Annotated in this window: 13 protein-coding genes and 3 pseudogenes; 6 read left to right on the top strand and 10 right to left on the bottom strand. The window is 69.5% G+C overall.

Translation table 11 applies throughout. From position 1 onward, the window contains the following. Position 1 precedes the first annotated feature (1 nt). From AC08OO_RS11875 to AC08OO_RS11830, 10 genes are all read right to left on the bottom strand, one after another. Complete coding sequence (locus AC08OO_RS11875; protein ID WP_011436532.1) at positions 2 to 391, bottom strand: PPOX class F420-dependent oxidoreductase; 390 nt, start codon at positions 389 to 391, stop codon at positions 2 to 4. Further along, positions 388 to 1,923, bottom strand: a complete 1,536-nt coding sequence (locus AC08OO_RS11870) for an FAD-dependent monooxygenase (RefSeq protein ID WP_476610057.1) — start codon at positions 1,921 to 1,923, stop codon at positions 388 to 390. The genes AC08OO_RS11875 and AC08OO_RS11870 overlap by 4 nt, the downstream gene beginning before the upstream one ends. Continuing rightward, complete coding sequence (locus AC08OO_RS11865; RefSeq protein ID WP_023841851.1) at positions 1,920 to 3,497, bottom strand: MFS transporter; 1,578 nt, start codon at positions 3,495 to 3,497, stop codon at positions 1,920 to 1,922. The genes AC08OO_RS11870 and AC08OO_RS11865 overlap by 4 nt, the downstream gene beginning before the upstream one ends. A gap of 91 nt (positions 3,498 to 3,588) precedes the next feature. Beyond that, positions 3,589 to 4,581, bottom strand: a complete 993-nt coding sequence (locus AC08OO_RS11860; RefSeq protein ID WP_160323728.1) for a beta-ketoacyl-[acyl-carrier-protein] synthase family protein — start codon at positions 4,579 to 4,581, stop codon at positions 3,589 to 3,591. 44 nt (positions 4,582 to 4,625) lie between these two features. Beyond that, complete coding sequence (locus tag AC08OO_RS11855; protein ID WP_011436514.1) at positions 4,626 to 5,306, bottom strand: HAD family hydrolase; 681 nt, start codon at positions 5,304 to 5,306, stop codon at positions 4,626 to 4,628. Between the two features lie 6 nt (positions 5,307 to 5,312). Continuing rightward, positions 5,313 to 6,281, bottom strand: a complete 969-nt coding sequence (locus AC08OO_RS11850) for an aldo/keto reductase (RefSeq protein ID WP_011436513.1) — start codon at positions 6,279 to 6,281, stop codon at positions 5,313 to 5,315. Positions 6,282 to 6,301: 20 nt separating this feature from the next. Then, the gene (locus AC08OO_RS11845) at positions 6,302 to 7,540 is read right to left on the bottom strand and encodes a beta-ketoacyl-[acyl-carrier-protein] synthase family protein (RefSeq protein WP_476610055.1); all 1,239 of its coding nucleotides are present in this window, start codon (positions 7,538 to 7,540) and stop codon (positions 6,302 to 6,304) included. Beyond that, on the bottom strand, positions 7,537 to 7,776 hold the full coding sequence (locus tag AC08OO_RS11840) for an acyl carrier protein (RefSeq protein WP_011436511.1): 240 nt from the start codon (positions 7,774 to 7,776) through the stop codon (positions 7,537 to 7,539). The genes AC08OO_RS11845 and AC08OO_RS11840 overlap by 4 nt, the downstream gene beginning before the upstream one ends. A gap of 12 nt (positions 7,777 to 7,788) precedes the next feature. Next, complete coding sequence (locus tag AC08OO_RS11835) at positions 7,789 to 8,865, bottom strand: beta-ketoacyl-ACP synthase III (RefSeq protein ID WP_476610054.1); 1,077 nt, start codon at positions 8,863 to 8,865, stop codon at positions 7,789 to 7,791. Positions 8,866 to 9,247: 382 nt separating this feature from the next. Then, positions 9,248 to 10,138, bottom strand: coding sequence for an integrase core domain-containing protein (locus tag AC08OO_RS11830; protein WP_476610053.1), 891 nt, complete (start codon positions 10,136 to 10,138; stop codon positions 9,248 to 9,250). A 546-nt stretch (positions 10,139 to 10,684) separates the two neighbouring features. On the opposite strand from AC08OO_RS11830, the pseudogene AC08OO_RS11825 reads away from it, so the two are divergent. The 6 genes and pseudogenes from AC08OO_RS11825 to AC08OO_RS11800 form a co-directional block, all read left to right on the top strand. Then, positions 10,685 to 11,154: pseudogene (locus AC08OO_RS11825) on the top strand (hypothetical protein); the annotation flags it as partial. Between the two features lie 91 nt (positions 11,155 to 11,245). Continuing rightward, positions 11,246 to 11,737: pseudogene (locus tag AC08OO_RS11820) on the top strand (IS256 family transposase); the annotation flags it as partial. A 28-nt stretch (positions 11,738 to 11,765) separates the two neighbouring features. After that, positions 11,766 to 12,682: pseudogene (locus tag AC08OO_RS11815) on the top strand (IS5 family transposase). A 361-nt stretch (positions 12,683 to 13,043) separates the two neighbouring features. Next, positions 13,044 to 13,853 (top strand): SAM-dependent methyltransferase, encoded by an 810-nt coding sequence (locus AC08OO_RS11810; RefSeq protein ID WP_023841886.1) that lies wholly within the window; start codon positions 13,044 to 13,046, stop codon positions 13,851 to 13,853. Continuing rightward, positions 13,850 to 15,286: a hypothetical protein gene (locus tag AC08OO_RS11805; protein WP_476610052.1), complete on the top strand. Its 1,437-nt coding sequence runs from the start codon at positions 13,850 to 13,852 to the stop codon at positions 15,284 to 15,286. The genes AC08OO_RS11810 and AC08OO_RS11805 overlap by 4 nt, the downstream gene beginning before the upstream one ends. A 4-nt stretch (positions 15,287 to 15,290) precedes the next feature. After that, positions 15,291 to 15,475 (top strand): hypothetical protein (locus AC08OO_RS11800; protein WP_476618509.1); only part of this gene is annotated, 185 nt, incomplete at its 3' end.

Genomic DNA, 15,475 nt, shown 5'->3' with positions numbered 1-15,475 from the left:
GTCACTGGCTGCTGCTGCCCGTGGGCCGAACGACGTAGACGACCCGGTACTGGGCGTCCGGTGGCGGACCGTCCAGCGCCATCGCATAGCGGTCGGCCAGCGTCATGAAGAACGTTCCGGCCGAATCCGGGTCGATGCGTTCCACCACCCCGCGGATTTCGAGGTACCGGTATGGCTGGTCCGGGTCGTTGATGGAGACCGCCACGTGTGGATTGGCCGTCACGTTTCGGTACTTGTACCGGACGGTCGTGTTCGTGAAACAGAGGAACTCGCCGTCCCAGGAAAACCACATGGGATTCACCTGCGGCTGCCCGTCGGGCCGGATGGTCGCCAGATGGGCGAAGAGCGGCCGCTCCAACAGGTCGCGGTGGCTGTCCGGAATGATGGTCACGTTTTTCTCCTCAGGTCGCCGAGGCCGTCAGGCTGCCTCGTCGGCGGTGCGGTGAACAGTGCGGTCAGTCGGGTCCGCACCGGTGCGGCGTCACGGGAGGCCATGTCGACATGCCCGTCCGGGCGCACCAGGGCGGCGACAGCGCCCCGCGCCCGGCCGTTTCCGTCGAGCACCCGCACGTCCACCCGGTCCGCGAAGTGGTCGCGGCACAGGTCCGCCAGTGCGTCGAACGAAGCGCCGCCGGAACCGTGCCGCTCGGGCCGCGAGATCAGCAGGGTGTAGCGCAGGTCGTCGAGCTCGGACCGCAGCGGCAGCGGGATCAGTGCGCCCGGCTGGAATCCGGCCACCGCGCGGCCCTCCGACGCCGCCACCCGGTACCTGGTGCGCAGGCCGGCCAGCCAGGGAACGTAGGAGATGTCGAACAGTCGTAGGGCTGAGGCGGCCCGCAGCAGCGTGTCCCGAAGCGCCACCTGGTAGCCGCGGCGCAGCAGCCAGATCCGCGTCTGCACGTCGGCCTGGCGGACGACCGCCCGGGCTACCTGCCCACGCTCCGCCGCGTAGGTGTCCAGCAGATCCGGATCCGCCCGGCCGTGCCAGACGAACGCCATCTTCCAGGCCAGGTTGTGCGCGTCGGTGACGCCTGTGTTCAAGCCCTGCCCGCCGGCCGGGCTGTGGATGTGCGCCGCGTCCCCCACCAGGAACACGTGCCCGACCCTGGTCCGCTCGGCCTGCCTGGCGTGCACCGAGAACACGCTGAGCCAGTCCGGGTCACGCAGGACGATCCCGCCCGGGCCCCGCTCGTCGACCAGCCGCTGGACGGCGTCGAGGTCGGCTCCCTGCTGGGTGAAGTCCGGTGGCGCGGAGGTGAAGACCCGCCACCGGCCGGAGGGCAGCCCGCAGGCGACCAGGATGCCGCGCGTGGAGCAGAAGTAGTGGGTCATCGTCGGATCGAGTGCGGTGTCCGCCAGCGCGTCGGCCACCACGAAGCGCAGCTCATAGGTGTCGCCGTCGAAGCCGATGCCGAGCTGGGCCCGGACCGTGCTGCTCGCGCCATCGGCGCCGACCAGGTAGGCGAACTCCTCGATCCGCTCCGCGCCGTCCGGATACCGCACCCGCACCCGCACCCGGTCGTCGCACTGGTCGAGGTCGAGCAGTTCGGTGCGCCATTCCGGCGAGCCGCCGAGGCCGGTCAGGACCTCCCGCAGTACCTCCTCGACGCCGGGCTGCGGGCAGATCAGCGGCCGGGTGGCCGTCCGGTAGCGCAGGTTGGCGATGACCTTCCCCGAGGAGTAGTAGCGCATCTGCGTCTGCGGCAGGGATCTCGATGCCAGCGCCTCATCGCCCCCGATCCGACGGATCAGTTCACGGGTGCGTGGCCACACCCCGAGTGCCTTGGACAGGGTGCTCGGCCCGCCGGCCCGGTCGATGCAGCGCACCGGCACCCCGCGCCGGGTCAGCTCGATCGTGGCCATGAGACCGGCTGGTCCGGCGCCGGCGACCAGCACCGGCAGCCGCGGTGCCGACGGCGTCATGCGTCCACCGCCACGGTGACGGGCTCCGCCTGCTCGGTGGTGGTGACGCCAACCTCCCGCGGCCGCAGCAGCAGATGAAGCACGACCCCGGTGGCGGCTCCGATGCCGACCAACAACCACAGCAGAACGTGGATGCCGTGGGTGTAGCTGCGCGTGAGCAGGTCGAGGAAATCGGCGCGGGCGGTACCGGTGAGGCCGTCCGCCGCGCCGGTGAGGTTCCCGCTGACCGCCTTGTTCGCGATCGTGGCGGCATCGGCACCGCCCGGCGGGACCGCCGTCGCCGGCAGGCCCGCGGAGATTCTCCCCCGGGTCACATCGAGCACCAGGGCCCCCATCGCCGCGATCGCCACCGCCTCGCTGGCCAGCCGCACGGTGTTGAACATGCCAGCGGCGGTACCCGCCTGTTCGGGCCGCACCGAGGTGATCGCGACACCGTCGACCAGACCGGCCGTCATGCCCATGCCCGTACCGATCAGGAACAGCGGCCCGATGAGGCTGACGACCGCGATGTCCTGGTCGATGACCGTGAGCCAGGCTGCACCGCCGGCGGCCACCAGCATGCTCAGGCTGAGCACCAGCCGGGTGGACAGCCCGCGCCGGACCAGGTTGCTGACAACCAGCGGCACCACCAGCACAGGCAGGGTAAGCAGCATCATCGTGTCACCGGCGCGGCCGACGGACATCCCGCGGGCACCGGTCAGGTAGGCGGGCAGGAGCACCACCAGGCAGACGAACCCGAAGGACAGGGACAGCGGCACCAGCGAGGCGGCCAGGAAGCGCGGCTGGCCGAACAGACCGAGGTCGAACATCGGTCGCGCCTGGCGCAGTTCGGCGACGACGAACAGCGCCATGAGCACCGCCGCCGCAACGAGGAGCAGCACCGTGCCGGCGCTGCTCCAGCCCCACTGCGGCCCCTGTACGACACCGAGCATCAGCAGCAGCAGGCTCAGCGTGAAGGAGGCGATGCCCGGCCAGTCGAACCGGATCGCGGCGGGATTGCGCGACTCCCGCACCATCGGCACCGCGACGGCCACCAGGACCATGACCACCAGGTGCGAGGCGAACACGCCTCGCCAGCCGAAGGCGTCCACCAGCAGCCCGGCGGTCGACGGACCGAGAGCCAGCCCGGCGCCGGCCGCCGAACCGAGGATGGCGAACGCCCTGGCCTGCGCCGCGCCCTCGAACGTGGTGGCGAGGATTGCCGACCCGGCCGTCATGACTGCGGCCGCGCCGACCCCGGCCAGCGCCCGGGCCGCATCCAGCACGATGATGTCGGACGTCAGCACACTCACCGCGCTCGACAGGCTGAACAGGGTGAGGCCGGCGACGAACAGCCGCTTGCGACCCAGGATGTCGGCGGCCGAACCGCATGCCAGCATGGAACACGCGAAGGCCAGGTTGTAGGAGTTGACCACCCACTGCAACGGAGCGTACCCGGCGTGCAGGTCGACACCGATCCGCGGCAGGGCGACGGACGTGCCGGTCAGGGAGGCCGGCAGGGTCAGCACGGCCAGGCAGACCGCGATCAGAACAATCACCGGGCGGCCGCGGCCGCCCACGGAAGGCGCATTCATGGCAGAGGTCCTTGTTCCCAGAACTGGTGGGGCCGAGTAGGGCGAAAAGAACGGAGGGGACGGGTGGCGCGGAGAAGGACGCGCGACCGGGTCAGGCCGCCGGTCGGCCGACGGCCGCGCAGGAGAAGCTGAAGCCACCGCCGGCGCCGATCACCAGGGCGAACTCGCCCGGGGCGAGCAGGTCCTGTTCGACGATCGCGGCGAGGTTCGCTCCCATGTCGCCCGCGCCCAGATGCCCGGTCTCCGCGCCGAGGTCCACGATCTTGGCGGTGGTGGCGTTCTCAACGGCCGGGTGATAGGTCTCCTGCCGCACCTTGAGACCGACCCGGGGCAGGGCGATGAGGCGCAGCCGCGGATCGTCGGAGGTGAGGCCGCTGTCGGCGAGGCAGTCCGCGATGATGCGACGGAGCGTCGCGTGCACGTCCCGGAAAAAGCCGGCGGTGCCGACGTCCTCCATGAAGGCCTTCTTCGTCCGCCTCACGTCCACTCGCTCGCTGAGCCACCGGCTCGCCGGGGTGAAGGGGTCGCGACCGCGGTGCAGCCCCTCGGCGGCGGAGACCGCCCCGCTGGCCAGACCGAGCAGCGTCAGCTCGTCCACCGCGTCGTCCCGCTCGTGCAGGAGCATGGCCGTCGCGCCGTCACCGTAGAAGACTCCGTAGTCACCGCTCCAGCGGTCGAATCCCTCGTCGCGGAAACAGTCGGCCGTCGTCACCAGCGCGGCGCCGGTCGTGCTGTCGGCGAGCAGGCGGGCGCAGGCCGCCTCCAGGGCGACCCCTCCGCCGTTGCACATGACCTGGATGCCCAGCGGGACGCTGCGGCGGGCACCGAGCTGATCGGCGATGTAGTGCGCGGGCGACCAGAAGTCGTGCCCCTGGTGATGGATCCAGGCGTGCGCGCTGAAACCGAGGCGGCTTCCGTCCCAGCCGGCGGCGTACAGCGCCGCCCGCGCGGCCCGGACCGCCATTTCCGGCGCCGCGACATCCCGCGCGACCGGTACCCGGATGACGGCGGTGTTCGCCAGGTCCTGTTCGCTGATGTGGCCCTGGCCGATCGCGTCTCGGGCGGACACGGTCGCGTCGGGCAACCACGCTCGGACCGCTCGGAGACCGAACCCCGATCTGAGGTACATCATGCCTTCCCATTGCCTCGTGTCGGAATGCCGGGAAGAAGGTCCCAGCCGCGCTCGGCCGCATGGGCGAGGAGAACCGGGTCCTGTCCGACCACGCCGGCGTGGCCCACGGCCGCGAGCATCGGCAGGTCCGAGGAGTGATCGCCGTAGGCGACGCAGAGCCGCCCGTCGACGCCGAACTCGGCGAGCAACGCCCGGGCCGCGGTGGCCTTGCCCTCACCGATGACGGTGCGGACCACCCGGCCGGTGTACCGGCCGGCACGGACTTCGGGGACCGTACCGAGCACCTGATCCGCCCCGAGGTGTTCCGCGATCGGGTCCAGGCAGGCCGAGAACGATCCCGACACCAGGACGATGATCGTCCCGGCGGCCTGGAGTCGGCGCAGCACCCGCACCAGCTCGCCGTGGAAGAGCGAGCCCCCCACCATCTCCTGTTGGAACCACCGCCGGCCGCTTGCGGCCACCTCGGTCTCCCGCTGGCCAGCGAAGACCTCGTAATAGAGCCGGTTGGTCTCCCCGCGTGGCACCCCGTCGGCCGCGAGCCGGTGCAACCGGTCCGCGATCTGCCGGTACCGGTCCGGCGCGCCGAGGTGGAACTCCAGAAAACTGAGCATCCCCTTGACGGTGATGAGTGTTTCGTCGACGTCGAAGAACGCGATCCGGGCGGGATCGATGCCCATGGCGACTCAGTACCTGGTGCCGACGGCCGCCGGCACCGCGTCGAGATCCGCCAGGTCTTCGCCGCTCAGGACCAGGTCCGTCGCCGCCACGTTCTCCCGCAGGTAGCGAGGGTTCTTTGTGCCGGGAATGGGGACGACCTGACTGCCGTGGGCCAGCGTCCAGGCGATGGCCACCTGCGCCGGCGTCGCGGAGTGACGCTCCGCCACCTCGCGGACGACATCAACGATGCGCTGGTTCGTCACGATCGCGGGTCCGCGGAACCGCGGGTTGGTCGCCCGGAAATCGGAGTCCTCGAAACGGTCGACGTGCAGGGTACCGGTGAGGAAGCCGCGGCCCAGCGGGGCGAACGGCACGAAGCTCACCTCGTTGTCGGCGCACCATCGGACGACGTCGCTCGCCTTGTCCGGCCCGAGCGGGTCCCGCGTCCACAGGGACAGCTCCGACTGGATCGCGGTGACCGGGTGGATCGCGTGCGCCTCGACGGCCTGCGCCACGCTGACCTCGGAAAGGCCGAGGAAACGCACTTTGCCCTCGGCGACCAGCTCGGCCATCGCCCCCCAGGTGTCCGCGAGCGGGACGGCCGAGTCGACGCGGTGCAGGTAATACAGGTCGATGACTTCGGTGCCAAGCCGGCGCAGGCTCGCCTCGATCGCCGTGCGCAGATAGGCGGGCGACCCGTCGAGATGTGACCTCCGGGCAGCCAGGTCCTCGATCACGATGCCGAACTTCGTGGCGACGACCACGTCCTCGCGCCGACCGACGGCGGCCCGGCCGAGCAGCTCCTCGTTGTGGCCGGCACCATAGATGTCCGCGGTATCGAGCAGGGTCACGCCGAGGTCGACGGCTTCCCGGATCACCTCGACCGAACGGTTGTCGTCGAGTTCGGACTCCTTGTAGAGCCAGCTCATCCCCATGCAGCCCAGGCCGATCCCGCCGACCTCGACCCCGGTTGCGCCGAGTTTCCGTACCTGCATCCCACGTTCTCCTTTCGGACTCAGGCGGCGAGGAGCACCAGCGCCGCGTTGTGACCGCCGAATCCCAGCGAGGTGCTCAGCGCCACATCGAGGGACGCGGTCGTCGCCGTGCCGGCGACGACCGTCAGGTCGACCGCGGGATCCAGGTCGGTGAGATTCGCCGTCGGCGGGACGACGCCGTGGCGCAGCGCCAACGCGGTGAGACCGGCCTCGATGGAGCCGGCTGCGGCCAGGGCGTGGCCGGTCACCCCCTTGGTCGACGTCACCAGGGGACGCTCGCCGAGGGTCCGGCGCAGCGCCCTGGCCTCGGTGACGTCGTTGAGCGGCGTCGACGTGCCGTGCGCGTTGACATGGTCGACGTCGTCGCCGGCGATCCCCGCGTCTCGCAGAGCCGCCCGCACCGCCCGCTCGATGCCCGCCCCGGCCGGATCAGGCGCAGTCGCGTGGTACGCGTCCGACGAGGCTCCAAATCCGCTGACCAGGGCGTGGACGTCGGCCCCGCGGGCGCGGGCGTCGGCGGGCCGCTCAAGAACGAGGATCCCAGCGCCCTCACCGGCGACGAACCCGTCCCGGGCCACGTCGAACGGGCGCGACGCGGCGGCCGGGTCGTCACGCCGGGCCGACAGCGCGCCCATCCGCTGCAGGCCGGTGATCGCACCCGCGGACAGGGCCGACTCGGCACCGCCGGCTATCACGACGTCGCAGGTGTCGGACCGCAGCAGGTCCCGGGCGAGACCTACGGCGGTGGAGCCGGACGCACAGGCCGTCGCCGTGACCAGACTTGGGCCGAGCGCCTGGCAGTCGATCGCCACGCAGCCCGCGACCATGTTCGCCATCCCCATAGGGATCATCAACGGCGAGACGTCCTCCGGCGCGCCTTCGACGAGAGAGCGGTGCTGCCGTTCCCAGGTGTCGGTGCCGCCAAGCGAGTTGCCGATCACCACGCCGACGCGCGCGCCGTCCCACGTCCCCGGGTCCAGCCGGGCATCGGCGATCGCCTGGCGAGCGGCCACGATCGCAAGCTGGACGAACCGGTCGAGCCGCCAGGCCATGGCTCGGCCCAGCAGCTTCGTCCCGTCGAAGTCCGGCACCCGGCAGGAGAAGTCGACCGGGAGACCGGCCAGGGCCGGGTCCCGCGCCGCCGTGGACACCCCGGAACACACCCGCTCCCAGGTGGCGTCCGTCCCGATGCCGGCGGCGCTGACCAGGCCCAGACCGGTGATCGCGGCGTCGAACCGGGCCGGCGAGGAACCGGTCACACCCGGCTCCCCTTCGCCTCGACCAGCCTGGCGGTCTCGGCCAGGGTGGTGCCGGTCTGCAGGGCGTCGTCGTCGAGCGACACCCCGAGCTCCTTCCTGATGATCAGGAGGAACTCGATCAGACCGAGCGAGTCGAGCATCAGCTGCTCGTAGGTGCTGTCGGGCGTGACGCCCTCGGCGACGACACCGAGCCGGGACACGAGCAGGTCGGTGAGCGTTCCTTCCAGCGCGTTCATGATGTTCTCCGATCAGCGGGCCGCAGCCGGTACGGGCAGCGCGGCGGGAAGGGGCGGACGAGTCGGGAGCGGGAGCCCGGGCAGCGGCTCGACGGACAGGGACGGGAGCGTCAGCCCCACGGCTCCCCAGGTGAGGCCGCCACCGAATCCGCAGAGCATGACCTGGTCATCCGGTTGCAGGTGACCGGAGACGACGCCGTCGACCAGGGCGAGTGGGATGGACGCCGCAACCGTGTTCGCGACCCGGTCGAGGTTCACCACCAGCCGTTCCACGGGAATCCCGAGCTCGAGTGCGACGGCGTGCAGGATGCGGACGTTCGCCTGATGCGCGATGACACGGTCGATCTCGCCGACCGACCAGCCGACGCGCTCGGCCACCTTCCCCGCGGACTCGCTCATCCGGATCACGGCGTTGCGGAAGACGGAGCGCCCCTGCATGTCGAAGAAGTAGTCGTCCTCCGGCGCGAGCAGCCCCATCGAGCGCTGCTCGGAGCCACCGGCCGGCACCGTGATGAGGTCGGCCTGGGAACCGTCGCTCCCGAGGTCGAATCCGAGGATCGCACCCCGCTCACCGGCCTCGCCGGCCCGCAGGACGACGGCGCCGGCACCGTCACCGAAGATCGCCCTGGTGGTGCGGTCCCGCGGGTTGAGGATGGTGGAGAACGAGTCGGCCCCGATGACCAACGCGGTGTCGACCGATCCGCTTGCGATCATCGTCGCGGACGTGGCCAGCGCGTAGACGAAACCACTGCACACCGCCGCGATGTCGAAGGCCGGTGCCTCCCCGAGCCCGAGCCTGCTGGCGACTTCGGGAGCCGTCGCCGGACAGGGGTGATCCGGCGTGCTGGTCGCCAGCACCACCAGGTCCACCCTCGACCGGTCGGCGGACCTCAGCGCGCGCCGCCCCGCCTCGATCGCGATACCCGACGTTGCCATGCCCGCGTCGACGACGAACCGCTGGCGGATTCCGGTTCGCGTCCTGATCCATTCATCGGTCGTGTCCAGTTCCTCGGCGAGCTGGTCGTTGGTCACCAGCCGGGGCGGCACCCAACCGCCCAGCCCGGACAGCACCGCGGCGCGGGCCGTCAAGGTAGGATCCCGCGTGTCGTACCGGCACCTTCTCGCGTCGAAAGTCGGCCGAAATCCTGTTCGACACCGGTCCGTGTGGTCATTACCGTCATTGCCGATTTCCCCTTCCAGCGGAGAGGATGTAGTCGTCGCGCATGGCCTCGCGGCGCCGGATGCGGCACGCCCGACCAGGCACTGTGGACAGCGACGACGTTAGCCGCGCGATCTTTCATCCCACTGACGGACTCCTTGCGGCCATCAATGCGGGGTATTATGCAGAATTTCGCCTCGACTCCCGCAGCGGAGTGCTACGGTCAGCCCGCGTGTAAAGAAACAATTCTCGCGGATGGTTCAGGACCACGTCGGGGTGTCAAAACTCGGGCACCCGCGTTGACCGGGGGTTTTAGGCGGCTCGTTCATATTCGTTGATCAAGCCGCCGAGGACGGGCCGGCGCTTGATCCGTTCCTGGGTCAGGTCCGCGACGGGGTGATCGGGCTGTGGTGGTTGAAGGTCGCGGCCACGATGGGGTCGTCGTCTGTTGTAGTTCCGTGCGTACTCGGCCAGGGCAACGCGAAGGTGCCGCTCACCGAAGATCAGCATCCGGTCGGTGACCTCGGTCCGGACCGTGCGGATGAACCGTTCCGCGTAGGCGTTCGCCCGCAGGGTTCGGGGTGGGATCTTGACGGTGGTGATGCCGGCGTCGGTGAAGACCGCGTCGAAGGAGGCAGTGAACTGTCCGGCGCGGTCACGGACCAGGAACCGGAAGTCGGCAGCCCGGTCACGGAGATCCACGAGAAGGTTCCGGACTTGTTGGGTGGTCCACGATCCGTCGGGGTGGGCGGTGATCCCGAGGATGTGGACGGTGCGGGAGCCGACTTCGATGACGAACAGGCAGTACAGACGCCGCAGCGTCACCGCGCAGTCCACAGGGAAGAAGTCCACCGCCAGCATCGTCGACGCCTGCGTGCGCAGGAACTGTCGCCACGTGGTGTCGGTTTGCCGTCTCGGAGCTGGTGGCAGCCCGAGGGTCTTCAGGATCCGGCGGATCGTGGAGGCGCTCACCCGGTAGCCGAGCTTGAGAAGCTCGCCCTGGATCCGCTGGTAGCCCCACGTCGGGTTCTCGGTCGCGAGTCGCTTGATCAGCGTGGCGATCTCCGAGCTGATCGGTGGCCGTCCAGTCCGGTGTGGGTTGGTCCATTTTCGTGCGACCAGACGGCGGTGCCACCGCAGGACGGTGCTGGGGGTGACCAGCCGGTGCGTTTCCTTCGATGCCGACGAGAACGAGCCAGCCACAGATCCGCACGAAGATCAGGTACAGCAGGCGTACGGACATAGTTGACCATCATGCAGCCGGCCCCACACCGCCGTATCACCCCAGGTCACAGGCCCAAGCCGACTTCTGGCACCCCACAGGTCGGTGTCACGCACGTCCAAGGCGGGAGCTGAATCCGGCCGACATCTGACCGGCCTCTGACTTCCCCGGGGTCCGGATCCTCCGGCTGTCGATGTCGCCGTCGGACAGTCGTGAACCACCGGCCTCCGGTCAGCTGATCAACGAGTCCGGACCAGTCCCGTCAGACCATGACTCGAGCGTGATGATCGATCCGGGCCTACCGACACTACGTATACGCATGGATCGCGAAGGTGCAGGTAGGACGCCTGTGGGGCAATGGTTCGTGTCGGCCGGGGAAGATGAACCCCCACGCCCGTTTGCGCAGATCAGAGACCATATTGATCTTCGACGTTGTGTCCGAGGGGGGATTCGACCCATTCGTACATGATCGGCCTTCATGAGGTCTTCGACCTCACCCTCCTGGCCGCGGGGAACGGTGAGCACCGATGACCCGTGCCGAAACGCCGGTCGCCGCTGGCAGCGGAACTCGATCAGATGCGACTCATGTGCCACATGGTTCTGTGGCACCTACGACTTCGGCTCATCCGGGCACCCAGCGGCTCGCGCTCCAGGCGGTGACGACTCTGTTCGCCGCTGTTGTCGCGCTGAGTTTCCTGTTCGGGCTGGGTAATGTCTGGGCGCTGGGCATCAGGCTCGGCGTTCCCGCCTATATCGTCCCGTTGGTCGCACCCGCCGTTGATTTGTCCGTGGTTGCGCTGCTCGTCGCCTCCCGCCAGCTCGCTCTCGCCGGCGCCAGCCGGGCGCAGATCCGACCGCGCAGCGCCTCCTGATCTTCTGTAGCCTCGTGACCCTCGCCCTCAATACCGCAGAACCGATCATCGAGGGCCACTACGGCCGCGCCGCCTTAGACGCCATCGGCTGCTGCCTCCTTATCGGATGGTCCCACATCGCGCCGGACGGGACTGTTTCAAGATCGGTGTTTCCGGCCCGACACGCCGGGCGTAGGTCCAGCGGGATGGGCACTGTGAGTGATGACATCGGGTGATATGACCCTCAGCAAGGAAGATCGTGATCGGGGGCGGCAGCTGTCGCCGGAGCAGGCTGCGGCAGCTGCGATGGTCGCCGATGCGAAGGCGCGTGGGCTGGCGCTGACCGGGCCGGACGGCCTGTTGAAGCTGTTCACCAAGACGGTGCTGGAAACGGCTTTGCGGGAAGAGATGACCGAGCATCTCGGGCACGAGAAGAACCGTGCCGATCCCGAACGGGACAGCGTAAACGTTCGGAATGGTAGCCGACCGAAGACTGTCGTTTCGGAGGCGGTTGGCGAGGTTGAGATCTCAGTTCCGCGGGACCGGGAAGGCACGTTCACCCCGCAGATCGTGAAGAAGCGGCAGCGGCGGCTTTCCGGTGTGGACGAGATCGTGCTGTCGCTGTACGCGAAAGGGCTCACGACCGGGGAGATTTCCGCACATTTCGCTGAGATCTACGGAACGTCGGTGTCGAAGGAGACGATCTCCCGGATCACGGACGCGGTCCTGGGTAGCTGTTTGGGATCTTGATGCTTGTGTGCTGAGTGTGGTCGCCTGGCTGGAGTTGGCGTGTTGGGATGATCGATGGCGGACGGTCGGGTCATGCCTCGGTCTGACCCGTATCCCTCCGATCTGTCCGACGCGGAATGGGCGTTGGTGGAGCCGTTGCTGCCGCCGGTGTCGAAGGACGGTCGGAAGGAGGCGCATCCCCGCCGGGAGATCGTGAACGCGATTCTGTATGTGACGCACTCGGGATGTACGTGGCGGTCGTTGCCGCGGGACTTCCCGCCGTGGGAGACGATCTACGGTTTCTTCGCCCGCTGGCATGACAAGGGCGTGATCGCGCGGGTTCATGACGCGCTACGGGACATCTCCCGCGAGGTCGAGGGTAGGGACCGGCAGCCCACGGCGGGGGTGATCGACTCGCAGTCGGTCAAGGGCGCCCAGACCGTCGGTGCGGCGACCCGAGGCTACGATGCGGGCAAGAAGGTCAATGGCCGCAAGCGGTTCCTCATCACGGACACGCTCGGGCTGCTGCTGAGCGTGCTCGTGCTGCCGGCCAGCGTCCAGGACCGTGACGGCGGCAGACGGATCATGGTGGATCACTACTTCGACCACTGGAACTGCCGTCATCTGTTCGCCGACGGCGGGTTCGCCGGGCGTTTCGTCGACTGGGCCGGTGAGGTCATGAGAACCAGCGTCGACATCGTCCGGAAAAACCCTGGGCAACGCGGCTTCGAGGCCCTCCCGAAACGCTGGGTAGTGGAACGAACCTTCTCATGGATCACCGCCCATCGCCGGCTCGCCCGCGACTATGAAAGAAGACCGGCTATCTCCGAGGCATTCATCCGCCTCGCCATGATCCGAACCATGGTGAGGCGCCTTCCCCGCCAGCTCGCGAACAGCCACCAGACCATACCAGTCACTACAGAGAGTAGCCAACGCAAGATCTAAAACAGCTTCTCACTCCTGACACCCCACCGTAGGGAAACGATCACACTCCGGGAAGATAAGGGCTGGCAACGAGCGAAGAGATGGCCGTTGCCCTCGGTGTTTTCCCAGTTCAGGTGGGGTCGGGACGGGTGAACGGCTTCTTCGCGGTGAGGGGGATGACCACCTGACGCCGCTAGGACGATGGTGTAACGGTTCCGTTTTGCCTACCGTCAGCGAGGACCGTTCCCATGATGAGGATCGCCTGTTCGACGCATCGTGACCACCCCACAGGGACCAGACCCGGCCCGGTCACACGGTCGGACCGGCCGCGTCAGCCGAGAAGCCGTGTCGTCACCACGGCGCGCTGGTCACGGGGGCAGTCGTGACGGACGCGCATGACGTCACCGCAGTGGGGGCCGAGGGACCGAACGTCGCACGGGTCTACGACTACTTCCTCGGCGGCGCGCACAACTTCCCGGCCGACCGGGAAGCCGCGGCGCAGGTCGAGCAGGCATGGCCGCAGATCCGCGACACCGCCCGGGTCAACCGGCTGTTCCTGGGCGAGGCGGTCCGCTACCTCGCCGGCGAGGTCGGCGTCCGGCATTTCCTCGACATCGGGTCGGGTATGCCGACGATGGGCAACGTCCACGAGGTCGCCCAGCAGCTGGCCCCGGACGCCCAGGTCGTCTACGTGGACAGCGACCCGGGCGCCGTCGCACACAGCCAGATCCTGCTCGCACCCAACCCGCTGGCCACGGCGGTGGAGGCGGATCTGCTCCGGCCGGACGAGATCCTGGACCATCCGCAGGTGTCCCGGCTGCTGGAGCGGGGGCAGCCGGTCGCGCTGCTCCTGGTCGCGGTCCTGCACTTCTTCCCCGACGACACCGGCCCCCGGCACCTGGTCTCCCAGCTGCGCGACGCCCTACCCGCGGGCAGTCATCTGGTCGTGACCCACGCCACCGGCGACGGCCAGTCCCCGCAGGTCACCGAAGCCGCCGAGGTGTACCGGCGCACAACCGCGCCGTTCCAGCTGCGCGACCGCACCGAGGTGCTGTCGTTCTTCGACGACTGCACGCTGGTCGACCCCGGACTGGTCCTGCTCCCAGGGTGGGAACACGACCGGCAGCGAGGCCGGTCGACGACGGTGGAGGGTCGGCTGCCGGTCTACGCCGGTGTCGGCCGCGTCCGGTGAGTCCGCGTTCGGGTTGCTCGACGTGCTGGAGTGACGGCGACGTCCGCGATCTGCTGTCCCACACCGACGGGTGGATCGCCGACGCGACCGCCCAGCGGTGGCCCCACAGCGAGGTGACATTCGGGGCGATGACCACGGCGGGCGGGGCGGTGTATCGCCAGGTCCGCGTCGGCGGGGTGGCGCTGTGCGCGACGGTCCGCCCGGCAGGCCGGGCGCTGTCACGCCTCGTCCGCGGCGACCACGGTGATCTCGCCACCGTGCTCGCCGATGCCGACGGTGACGCGGCGACGGCGATGGCCGGCCGGGCCGAGCAGCTCACGGCGCTGGCGGCCTACACCCGCCTGTGGGTGGCTCCTCCGATCGCCTGTACGGAGGGGGTGATGTTCACCCCCTGGGAGGACGGCGCGCCGCTGGCCACCCTGCTCCGGGCCCGGCCGATGGAGTTCACCGGGGTCGTGACGGCGCTGATGGACGACCTCAGCGACCTGCACCGGAATCCACCCGCGCACCTGTCCGAAGCCGCGGCGACGGCCCGCGCGCTGCCCCGGGTCGTCGCCGACGCGTTGAGCCATCCGGTGGACCACCTCCACGCCGACGACACGACAGCAGGCGAGATCGGAGAGCTCCGCGCGCTCGCGGGCAGCCTGTCGGCACGGCTCGGCCGGCTGGCCGCCCAGCTGGACCCGATAATGCTCAGCCGCGGCGGCATCGCGTTCGGGAACCTCAACCCACGCGGCGTCCTGTATCCCGACGGATCGTCACGGGCGGTCCTGGTGTCCCCCGCGCTCGAACCCGGCGGAGACCTCGTGGACACCGGAACCCTGCTCGGCCATCTGCACCCGCTGATCCTCGGCTGCCCGACACCAGTCCGGACAGAACTCGTCGAAGGCGTCGAGGCGTGGCTGTCCGGCCGGCTGGCCGCCTGCCGCGACCAGTGGCGGGACTGGCTGCACGCCGTCCTGACCATCTGGGCGGCCACCGTCTACGACCAGGCGATCACCACGCTGACGCTGCCAGCGGTCGCCCTCCGGCTCGGCCCGACGGCGGCCGATCCGCCGGCCCCGCCGCTGGCGGCGCTGTCCGTTCTTGACGTACTCACCCGGGAGTTGCGCCGACGCGGCGCTGGTGCGGCGCTGAACGCCGCCCTCGCTGCCCTCGCCGACAGCCCGGCCGACCAACCGGCACGGCAGCTCGACTCCGCTGACCACTTACCCGTTCGTAGACCGAAGGTGCACGTCCATGGCTATCAGCCTGAGCCGGCCACCGGGCAGCCGATCACAGTCCGCCCCTCCCGCGCCGCCTGTTTCCGCCCCCGCTTCTTCGCCCGGTCAGGATCGTGCCGTTCGCGGCCGATCCACCGACCCGTTGATCGCTCTCGGTCCGAAGGCGACCGCCCAGCCGCCCGAGCGTGCGTTCGAGCTGCTGCGCGGTAGCGCGGTGCGCCTCCTGGACCGGCACGTCCAACGCGACGGTGTGTGCGAGAAGTGTGGATGCGCCTGGCCGTGCCGCGTGGTGGTGCTCGCCGAGAACAACCTCACGCTCGTCCACGACGCCCCACCCGCCTCCGCCAGCGCCAGTCGCGCGGCCGTCCCACCACAGGCGGCGGCCGGCCGCATCTCGTC

This window comes from Frankia sp. CeCAU1, from assembly GCF_977971845.1.
Note: the sequence above shows the minus strand (reverse complement) of the source record. Positions and strands in the feature narration are given on the sequence as shown.

Bases quoted from the DNA above. Each gene is read 5' to 3' on its own strand.
- AC08OO_RS11865 (WP_023841851.1), bottom strand. From the start codon at position 3,497: ATGAATGCGCCTTCCGTGGGCGGCCGCGGCCGCCCGGTGATTGTTCTG.
- AC08OO_RS11850 (WP_011436513.1), bottom strand. From the start codon at position 6,281: ATGCAGGTACGGAAACTCGGCGCAACCGGGGTCGAGGTCGGCGGGATC.
- AC08OO_RS11870 (WP_476610057.1), bottom strand. From the start codon at position 1,923: ATGACGCCGTCGGCACCGCGGCTGCCGGTGCTGGTCGCCGGCGCCGGA.
- AC08OO_RS11855 (WP_011436514.1), bottom strand. From the start codon at position 5,306: ATGGGCATCGATCCCGCCCGGATCGCGTTCTTCGACGTCGACGAAACA.
- AC08OO_RS11840 (WP_011436511.1), bottom strand. From the start codon at position 7,776: ATGAACGCGCTGGAAGGAACGCTCACCGACCTGCTCGTGTCCCGGCTC.